The following is a 10,037-nucleotide window of genomic DNA, read 5'->3' as shown; positions in this document are numbered from 1 at the left end:
ACGAAATTACGCCAGTATGTTGGCACTGGCGTTTATCATTGTCTGGCTGCCAATGTGGGGAGAATAAATGATGAACACAAAACGTCAACAGACCCTAGTTAATGTAGCATTCTTACCAGCTTCGAATTTGCTAGCCTCATAAGTACTATCACCCCTACTTAGTAAATTGATATCTCCAATAGATTTAAACTCAGTTACTTTATTTGTTACATCATGACGATTCTGTGTAGAAGTTTTTGTGTTACCAAACCCACCCCAACTAGTTTTTGAACTTGTATTTGTTTCATGAAGAACCTCTTCTTGAGCTTGAGCATATAAGTATCCACCTTTAGCAGCTACGTTTAATTTATCCCCAGAGTTTAATTTAGTAGCTTGAAACAAAAGACTACCATTAGTTACAATATTTAAATTACCAACACTATTTATCTCTGTACTTTTATGAGTTATATTGGTTAAGCTACTGTCTCTGGTTATTTTATGAATGCCATTTCGACTAGATTCAAAACGTATGTTTCCATCGCTAGTAATATTTATATCTCCCTTAGATTGAAGATAACCTCCTTGAGTGGTTAAAGTATTATTAGAGATTAAAGTTAATTTTTTTGGGCCAATCAGGCTGGAATCTAACTGATACCCTCTCTGTTCCCAATCATAGCCTATAGGATTAGGCGCTGTCGAATATGGAAATGAGTTAAAAGTTATATTTCGGCCAGAAAATAATAATGTATGACCATTCGAAGATAATGTGGCACTTTGTCCACTGAGATCTCTTCCTGATTGAACTAAAAGATCTCCTCCTGCCTTAACTTTACTTGAAATTTTATCAATCAATTCTGTAGAAATCCAGAATTCAAATGGATCTATAGCTGAAGTTATTTCTGCAGAAGTATTTTTATGACCTCCTTTATACGTATCATCTACTAAAGAGAAATTAGGAGAATTATACATCCAAAGAGTATCTTTATCCTCTGTCCAACGCACACCTTGAGAACCTATCCAATATCTATACCCAAAGTCTTTTGAAATAATTCTAGGGCCTAAATCTATATCTTTTGCGGAAATTAAATTAATATCTTTTCCAGCTTCAATACCGATTCCACGTAAATTAAGAGATTGATTTACAGAATTTAGATATACAGAACCTTTTGTGTTTAATTTCTCAATTGACAATGCTTCTTCAAATGCTTTTAATTCCTTATCTCTATTAAATAGTTCCGACATTCTTTTATTATTTTTTAGGATAGAATCATCATAGTTTACGGTGATCCCTTGATTAGCAATTATACTTATATTGCCACTTTGAGGCTTAAATCTCAAATTAGATAATTTAGCGTTATTTCCAGCTGATATTGTAAGATCATTTGTAGCCTCAATTCCACCTAACCAACGAATTCCATTCAGTAAAAAATAACCTATGCGATTATCAGTGAGAATGTTTGCATCTCCCTCTTTACTTAATAAAGAGATATCCTTACCTTTAAGATCGCTTTGGATTATTTCAATGTCATTAACAGCATTAATGGATAAGTCCTTGTTAGCTAAGACTTTTGACTGATTTATATTAATAAAATCATTTGCTATTATTGAAATATCTCCACTTGATCGTATATTACTCTTGTTATTTATTGAATTAGAAGATAATACTATATTCTTCATACTAACTAACGATTCTGAATTATCGTTATCAATGGTGATTTCACCTGTTTTTTCAGTATAATAAGGTCTTTTCTTTTCAATGTTTATATTATTTGAAAAATCAGAAATTAAATTTCCTTCAGAGAATAAAAGAGAATTCACTTGAGGATTAATATCTTTCCAGGAATGAGCTTCTCCTAAATTAAAAAATGAATGATCAGTATCACATCCTCCCCAAAAATTAAAACAAGGAAATGCATAGTCAAAAGTGTGGAATATGTTTTTTTCACCATTCTGAGTACTTATTACGTTTAAATCTCTTCCAGTTAGAATTAAATCTTTCTTGGATTTTATGTCAGAATTTATATTATCTAAATTAGTTGCATTAATATACAGATTATTCCCAGAACTTATAGATGCTTTGGTAAAATTAACATTGTGTTGGGTTAAATATCTCTTTACATTGACAGCATTGTTCTGATAAAAATCTATCGTATCGAACCATTTAGAATACTCAAATTTTTTTATATTTGCACTTTTTTTCTCCACTATATCCTTCGATAGATTCTATATCATGATATTCAGTTATGCCTAATCGATTATTCTTACTAGTCGAAGTTGCTTCAACTTTCATATCATTGTTCAAAGAGGACTCTTGAATATTATCTAATTTTTCAGTTCTAATAATCAAATCGCCCTTATTGGTTTTTATAGCTGCTGAGTTATTTTCAATGTATTTACTCTTATCTCCTTCTGTATTCTTCTGAATCCACATATTGTTGTCAGCTTGAAAAAGAGCATCAGCACTAATATTATGCAATTCATTTGCATATATTCTCATATCTTGCCCAGCAGTCACATTACTTTTATTACTCAGTTTGCTGCTTGCAAGAATAATATTTCGTTCTGCCTGAACCGGAGAATTCGGTCCGATATTAATTTCTTTGGCATCTGCATTTAAGTCTGTCTTAGCTTTAATGCTGCCAAGCTCCATTTTGCCATTAGCACTGAGCGTAATATCGCCCTGATTACTGGTGATATCTTTCAGATTCACCCCGACACCATTTTCCGTAGCAATTAGGCGGATTTTATTGGCGTACATGCCACCCAGCGCTTTGGTATCGACAGCCAATTGTGGTGCTGCACCTTCTCCGGCAATGGTTTTTGTCGTGCCGTCTTTGAAGGAAATCTGGTTGGCCCCCTGAGTGAGTGCAAGGTTATTGGCCTGGATTTTTCCATTCAGTTCGGTGGCCCGGCTGATAATATCAACATAATCTGTTGACTGACCATTTAACCCTTTACCACCAATCGTGATTTGGCCTTTTGTCACATTCAGCGCTTCCAGTGCACCCTGGGTGTCAAATTGCGTTTTACCAGTAGTCAGTACTGCACCGGAGGTATTAATAAATCCGCATCCGTCACAGGTAATGCCATTGGGGTTGGCTATCATGACATTGGCTTTCTGGCCTGCAACCTCCAGTTGTCCCAGTAATTCAGAACGGCTGCTTCCGGTCACTTCGTTGATGATGAGTTGGGCTGCCTCTCCCTGCAGATTGGTGTTGGCGTTGATTTGGCCGGCCAGTTGAGAGTTAACCGCTTGTGTAGCGTTATTTAATACGGCGCCCTGAATATCGGTATTAAACTCTTTATACGTATTGTGAGATATCCCGGCATTATTGGGTGCAGCAATATTCACTACCGGAACATTGCCATTGTTTTGCACCTGTGTCTGCGAATTGTCAGGGGTAATGCCTCCTGCAAAGGCAGAATTCAGAGGATATACACCGGTCAGGTAAATTAAAAGATAGCAGGTTCCCCTTGCCATGGGATTATTATATTTATCCATTTTTTGTCCTTTAACTAAATTAAGTCTTAATTTGCTGGTATAGTTTCATTAAAAACTGAGTGAAGCAGACCAATAAATAACCCAGTGGTCTGGTTTGAGATGATTGGGATAAATCAGCGGTTTTCCTAGTGTGACCCTCTGATTCATCCTGTTGTGATTGAGCGAAATACCCAGTGATGTTCCTGTGACATTACCTCCTTCGATTTGCCTTTTTTTATTGTTTTCCAGCCAGCCTGTATCCAGTGCACCATTTAAAGAAAGTTCACCCAATAAAGGGAGTCTGGCTAATTTCCAGTTCAGTTCATTACGCCAATATCCACCATTATTCCCGATGAGATTTTGCTCCTTAAATCCTCGGACGGAATATTGCCCGCCTAATGAAAGGCGTTCACCGGCATAAAGATTATCCGGAGTAAACTGCCCATACAGGGAGGTCAGGTAATAGATATCTTCCGTAACAGGAATAAAATAACTGCTACTCAGGCTGAATTTACGGAACTGACTTCTGAGAGCATTGCGGTCGCCGGAGTTATCTTTAGTCGCACCCCAGATGCTTAAACCATGACTGAGCGTCGGGTTGAACGTAAGATAGCCCCCTGCCAGTACAGTGCTGTAGTTAGCACCCAGACTGACAGCGTTTAATGTCGGCTACTGACGGATAACTTTACTCCGGCCGCAATGTTGGAGGTCTGGCGGCGGACTAGCCCTATATTCAGCCCCAGTTTTTGCTTGCTATCACGGTATAATGTCCGGTTTGCTTTTAACTGATGAGTTTGTCCCTTGCTTTCATGGCGATAACGGTCGGTGCCTACAGATATCATTTGAAATGAGCTGTTTCTGGCATACTGGTAATCGAATGACCAGTAGCCATAAGGAATTGTTATCCCTGATGCCACGTTCCAGTTCTGGTGATTATGGCGAAAATCACTGTTACGGTTGGCGGATATTGACCACAGATCAGCAAGGTGCAGTAGGTTATCCAGCCCTAAAGTGACATTAATTTGTTCTTTCCCGGTATTTTTTTGCCCACTGTTATCCATTCCCAGACTGGCATGGACCGGCAATCGGGAAGCGGCTCGTTTTAAAATAACGTCAGAAAAACCGGGTTGTTTAGCCGGCTGGATATCAATCGTTATCTGTTGGGAAGGCAGACGGTTTAACTGTTCCATGCCCTGTTCAATATCCCGCAAATTAAGGGGTTTTCCGACCATATATGGAAAAGCCATTTTCAGGGCAAGGGGCGTTTCACCATCAAGCAGGATGGAGCCGACTTTTCCTTCCGTAACCGTAATTGTCAGGATGCCGGTGGATAAATCCTGCTCTTTTAATCCTGCCTGAGAAGTTACATAACCTTTTTCTATATATACGTAATTAACTTGAAGATGCTGGTTTTAAAGTCTGGAAATTATCCGTCAAACGGGTGGCGAGTTCTTTTGCTTTTTGGGGCAGTATGACATGAAAGAAATGCAGGAGTGTTTTACGGAATGTGGTGGCGTCCGGAAAATAAACATTATTGCGTACCTGCTCATTCATGTACTTCCATAATCGCTCTATCGGATTGAGATTAGGACTATAAGGTGGCAGATAATGGAGTTCTATATTAAGCACTTCCGCGAAATCTTTGACCAGTTCAGCGCGGTGATAACCCACTCTATCCAGAATAATATGGATTTTTTGTGTTCGGGGGTAAGTTTTCCGAATTTCGCCGAAAAACAGGACAATATTGCGGGCATTGATAGCCGGATATTCACGGATCACGGTGTCTTCAATCCGTTGTAAATTCAGGGCACCCACGATGTTAAGACGAGTACGGCTGCCTGTGGTTTCAACGACTTTGACATGCTCTTTTCCGGCTTTCATCCAACCGTAGCTTAATTTTGTCGATTGCGTGGGATGCACCGCATCAATAAAAAGAATCGGCTCACGCTGACCGAAATCTGCTTTCAGGGTGTTGTAAGCATGGATAAATTGCTGCTGTTTATCCGCATCGAATTTATGGGGGGGTCCCAGGGGTTTTTTATAGCTGAATCCCTGACGGTGCAACCATTTCGTCATGCCTGCAAGGGTAAAAGTTATCTGCCAACGTGCCCAAACATAAGCCGTAATTTGTGCCGTTGTGCGCATCAAATTCTGAGTGAGATGTTCAATCAACTCCACCGTTTGTTCGGCCGATAAATGGCTGTCAGAGCCGCCGTTTTCAGGGGCAAGTTTTTCTTCTGAAAAATAATCCTTGAGATGGCGACTGACCGTACTTTCATGGATACGTAAGGCTTGAGCAATCATCTGCGCAGTCCAACCTTCCGAAGCCAATAGAACGGCCTTAATGCGGTCACGTACTCGCCCATCACGCGTCGTATCATGCATCAATTCGAGCGTTTCTTTTTGGGCATCGGTCAGGGTAATTTTCATGGGCGCGATCATGATCTGATACAAAGGAAAAATCAAGCATCTTCAATGACGATTGGTATAGGTGTTTGATACCTTACGTACCAATTCGTTAATTTTACCGGCGGTCAGGCAACGGGATAGAAAGGGTTTGGATAATGTCTGTTGCATTGATGCGGAAAGACTTTCTGCGCCTTCAAACTGAATTTGGTGAATCGGATGGCAGAATGCTCCTTCATCATCAGATGTCGGCACTGTGAGTGGTGATAGCGTAATGCTATTGCGGATGTCATCGCGCTGCTGTTGTGCTTGTTGTAATAAGTCTTTTTGTTGCTGAGTAATGGCATCTTGATCAACAGGGCTGATAAATGATGATGCATTTGATTTCCCTGAAATTGCTAGCAGCGCAAGGAGCAATAAACCAGCAGAATTAGTAGAAATTCTGCCCGGAGAATAAAGAGGCATAAATAAATTACACATATATAGAAAATGACGCTGCATTATATAGAAATGTAAATTTAAAACAATATTCTTATAGTTTTGTATTTTTTATAAATTTGGTTGTTTTTAAAGTATGTATGGAAACTGGACTGAGTTTGTTTAGTATTTGATCTCGCACCTTATTTATAGTGATTATAAATTTTATGTAAACTGTCTTAATATAAAAATTGCATTTTTTTATTTTCAAATTATTTTTAATTATTAATATTAAATTGATGAGTTTGTTGGTTGAAAAGTAATCGCGAATTGGTGGTATACTTTTTTAGTGCATTAAAAATAATAAGTTGTGTGGAAATAATAATCAGACAGTAAATGTAAAAGATATGAAGATATAATTTTTTACTGGATGTTTTTTATTTAACGTTTGGAAAATGGCTTTATATTCAATATTAATTCATTAATTAACCCGAATTCTGGATAAAGAATTGACGAGGGGCCTGTTCCAGGAGCAGTGTTTTGGTGCGCGCCGAAACAGCTCCGGGGAGGAACAGGCCATGGATAACTTAGTTGAAGTTTTCTGTAATGTCGATGATTTTTGCCACTTTTTTATCCCACAGTGGACACAATTTTGTCTTGATAATGGATACCGCCTGCGCCGTAGGAAAGGCCATATGTATCCCAGTGAAATCATGACCATTTTGATCCTCTTTCACTTGTCGCATTACCGTAACTTTAAAGCCTTCTACTTGGAATTTCTCTGGAAATATCATCACCCTGATTTCCCCACCTTGCTCAGTTATACCCGTTTCGTCAGTGTCGCGCCTTCCGTTTTGGTTCCTCTGTGCAATTATCTGACTAAATTAAAAGGAAAACCCACAGGCATTGCTTTTATTGATTCCACCAGTTTGAAAGTTTGCCATAACATCCGCATTCCCCGCCATCAGGTCTTTCAGGGGATAGCCCAACGCGGAAAAACTTCACTGGGTTGATGTGATGGACGCCCCCTTTTTCAGTGGAAAATAGAGCCATCTTTTATCCGATGCACTGAATTTCGGGAAAACATCTCATGAGTACGATCAAAGTGGTGGGTATTGACCTCGCTAAAAATATCTTTCAAGTTTGTGTCTGGATGGAAGACGGAACTGTTGCTTCGAACCGAAAAATCCCACGACAAAAATTGCTTGATACCCTACGGGTTTTTCCGCCTAAAACCCTCATCGCCAGGAAGCCTGTGCGACTTCTCATTATTGGGGCCGGACATTGCAGTCTATGGGCTATCATGTCCGGCTTATTCCCACCCAGCATGTAAAAGCTTTCAGTCATCATCAAAAAAATGATGCCAATGATGCGCTGGCTATTTGTGAAACAGCCTGCCGACCCGGTATCCATTTTGTTCCCATCAAAACCGTAGAACAGCAAGATATCAAGGCACTGCGCAATGCCCGGCAGCTCATGGTGGAACAGCGTACCGCCCTTGCTAATCAAATCAGGGCCTTCCTCGCTGAGCAGGGAATCATTGTGCCTGTAGGGATTCAGACACTCCAACAGCACCTGCCTGATATTCTGGAAGAAGGCGATAATGACCTGTCTTGTGTGCTGCGCCGTTTATTGCATAGGCTGTGGGAAGATCTGCGGAATTTGAACGTCAGCATTCATGAAATGGATAACGAAATTATGGCACTTTCCCGTCAACAAGCAGGGTATGGGCACTTGCTGACTATTCCCGGTGTTGGTCCCCTGATTGCGGCGGCTTTCGTCAGTGACGTCAGCGCCTCCCAATTTGCTAATGGTCGGCAACTGTCAGCCTGGTGTGGCCTAGTTCCCCGACAACACAGTTCAGGCGGGAAAAGCCGTCTCTCTTCCCTAAGCAAACATGGCAACCGTCATCTCCGAACGTTAATTATTCATGGTGCCCGCGCGATGATGCAGGGCGTACAAAAACGGGATGACCCTTTAGGCGAGTGGCTAAGAACACGGATTACCCGATGTGGCCCCATAAAAGCCATCGTTGCTTTAGCTAACAAGCTGACCCGAATTATCTGGCGTATTCTGACAGATGAGGTTGATTATGATATGAAAAAAGCTTTTGCTATCCATTAATTAAATTAAGTGAATTGAAACAGACGCTTTAACTGAGTTTGCAAACACTGATGAAAAAACGGCTATCGGCCCTGCAATAACCTGAGTAAAACCTAGGTAGTCACATACCGATGACGGCTGAGAAGGAAACAGGGTGCGGATGACATCATGGCGCGGGCAAATAAGTCCTTTATGACGCCGGATATATGGTAGCAAACCGTATCGACTCAATGCTTGCACAACCGGGGGCGTCCATATATGGTTTTACGGTTTTAAGTTACATTTGGTCGTCAATCATCAGGGGGAAATTCTGGCGCTTAAAGTGACAGCCGGTAATGTGGATGATCGGGAGCCCGTCTGCAAGCTGAATGGGATAAGATGATGTTATCAAGGCGTTTTATTATTGAAAGTGTGCCGCAGGCATACAAACTGGCAGTATAGGGAACGCAGCCAGTATGTAGCATAAGCTCAGGAGGAGATGGTGGCAGACCCACCGAAGTCCGCTGTCGGAAGCCGGCTTCAAACCCCCTCAAGCGGCTGCTGTAAAGAGCGGTGGTCGTGAGCGTTGAGGTCAAAGCGCGAACAATAGTTCGGCAGGTAGGGTACAAAGAGACGAGTAAAACCGAACCCATGTGGACGCGTCGTAAAGAAGAGACTTGACATCAAAACCGGGGGCGTTTCTATCTTCCGGGATAAATCTGTGAGTGAATTCCGAATGCTGCGCAGGTGGTGTCCGGCGTAGAGTGGGCGTGACTTTGTATCGGGCTCTTTCTGGGAACTGCGGGAACCCGTCATCACGATGTCAAGGGAGAAATGCAAGTCACTAAATTGACAAGTATGAGAGTACCGATGGGTGATACGGGGGCGGAGTGACTCGTAGTAGTGAGGAAATATTAGTAATGAATGTGGAGCGAAGGGGTCACGTCAGGCAGCCTTACCCGGTATCCAACTGTCAGGCAGGAGGAGATACGGAGGTTAAGGCAAAACCATTTGTCATTGAGAAAAGGGATGTGTATCGTGCCTGGTTATTGGTTAAAACCAATCAAGGTGCGGCAGGCGTGGATGGTCAAACCATCGCGGATTTTGAATCCAATCTGAAAGATAATCTGTACAAACTCTGGAACCGCTTATCATCGGGCAGTTATTATCCACCCCCAGTGAAAGGTATCGCTATTCCCAAGAAGTCGGGAGGTGAACGTCTGCTGGGTATTCCCACGGTGGCGGATCGCGTGGCGCAAATGGTGGTCAGGCTTCATTCGAACCGCTTGTTGAGCCTCATTTTCTGCCGGATTCTTATGGCTACCGACCGAATAAATCGGCAATTGATGCCATCAGAGTAACAAGGCAGCGATGCTGGCAGCAAGATTGGGTATTGGAGTTCGATATCAAGGGCTTGTTTGACAATATTCCTCATGATTTACTCATTTCCTCATGATTTACTCATGAAATCCGTGAGGAAACATACAAACAGCCCGTGGATCTGTCTGTACATCGAACGCTGGCTAACTGCAGCGATGAAATGCAATGGTGAGGTGTTATTCCGGGAGAAAGGCACCCCACAGGGAGGAGTTATCAGCCCGGTGCTGGCAAATCTGTTCCTGCATTATGTGTTCGACAAGTGGATGCAAAAGCATCATCCCCGGCTGAAGTG

Annotated in this window: 5 protein-coding genes and 5 pseudogenes; 4 read left to right on the top strand and 6 right to left on the bottom strand. The window is 41.6% G+C overall.

Going from position 1 to position 10,037, the window contains the following annotated elements:
• Positions 1 to 84 precede the first annotated feature (84 nt).
• From Xets_RS19280 to Xets_RS19260, 5 genes and pseudogenes are all read right to left on the bottom strand, one after another.
• Complete coding sequence (locus tag Xets_RS19280) at positions 85 to 2,184, bottom strand: hemagglutinin repeat-containing protein (RefSeq protein ID WP_187652368.1); 2,100 nt, start codon at positions 2,182 to 2,184, stop codon at positions 85 to 87.
• Positions 2,150 to 3,481 carry a filamentous hemagglutinin N-terminal domain-containing protein gene (locus Xets_RS26775; RefSeq protein ID WP_187652367.1) on the bottom strand — a complete coding sequence of 444 codons (1,332 nt, stop codon included), beginning with the start codon at positions 3,479 to 3,481 and terminating at the stop codon, positions 2,150 to 2,152. Before Xets_RS26775 ends, Xets_RS19280 begins: the two co-directional genes overlap by 35 nt.
• Positions 3,482 to 3,529: 48 nt before the next feature.
• Positions 3,530 to 4,842, bottom strand: a pseudogene (locus Xets_RS19270) (ShlB/FhaC/HecB family hemolysin secretion/activation protein).
• Between the two features lie 10 nt (positions 4,843 to 4,852).
• Entirely contained in the window at positions 4,853 to 5,890 is a 1,038-nt protein-coding gene (locus Xets_RS19265; protein ID WP_187652366.1) for an IS630 family transposase, read from the bottom strand.
• A 42-nt stretch (positions 5,891 to 5,932) separates the two neighbouring features.
• Positions 5,933 to 6,331: a POTRA domain-containing protein gene (locus Xets_RS19260; protein WP_244208681.1), complete on the bottom strand. Its 399-nt coding sequence runs from the start codon at positions 6,329 to 6,331 to the stop codon at positions 5,933 to 5,935.
• Positions 6,332 to 6,861: 530 nt separating this feature from the next.
• On the opposite strand from Xets_RS19260, the pseudogene Xets_RS19255 reads away from it, so the two are divergent.
• The 3 pseudogenes from Xets_RS19255 to Xets_RS19245 all read left to right on the top strand — a co-directional run.
• A pseudogene (locus Xets_RS19255) lies at positions 6,862 to 7,293 on the top strand (transposase); the annotation flags it as partial.
• A gap of 80 nt (positions 7,294 to 7,373) precedes the next feature.
• Positions 7,374 to 8,407, top strand: a pseudogene (locus Xets_RS19250) (IS110 family transposase).
• Positions 8,408 to 8,645: 238 nt separating this feature from the next.
• A pseudogene (locus tag Xets_RS19245) lies at positions 8,646 to 8,756 on the top strand (transposase); the annotation flags it as partial.
• Here the strand turns inward: Xets_RS19245 and Xets_RS22660 are convergent.
• Positions 8,704 to 9,018 carry a hypothetical protein gene (locus tag Xets_RS22660; protein WP_222941662.1) on the bottom strand — a complete coding sequence of 105 codons (315 nt, stop codon included), beginning with the start codon at positions 9,016 to 9,018 and terminating at the stop codon, positions 8,704 to 8,706. The pseudogene Xets_RS19245 and the gene Xets_RS22660 overlap by 53 nt on opposite strands.
• Positions 9,019 to 9,285: 267 nt before the next feature.
• Between Xets_RS22660 and Xets_RS19240 the strand changes: the two are divergent.
• Positions 9,286 to 10,037 (top strand): annotated as a pseudogene (locus tag Xets_RS19240) (reverse transcriptase domain-containing protein); the annotation flags it as partial.

Origin of the sequence: Xenorhabdus sp. TS4 (genome assembly GCF_014467265.1) — a bacterium.
GTDB classification, from domain to species: domain Bacteria; phylum Pseudomonadota; class Gammaproteobacteria; order Enterobacterales; family Enterobacteriaceae; genus Xenorhabdus; species Xenorhabdus ehlersii.
Note: the sequence above shows the minus strand (reverse complement) of the source record. Positions and strands in the feature narration are given on the sequence as shown.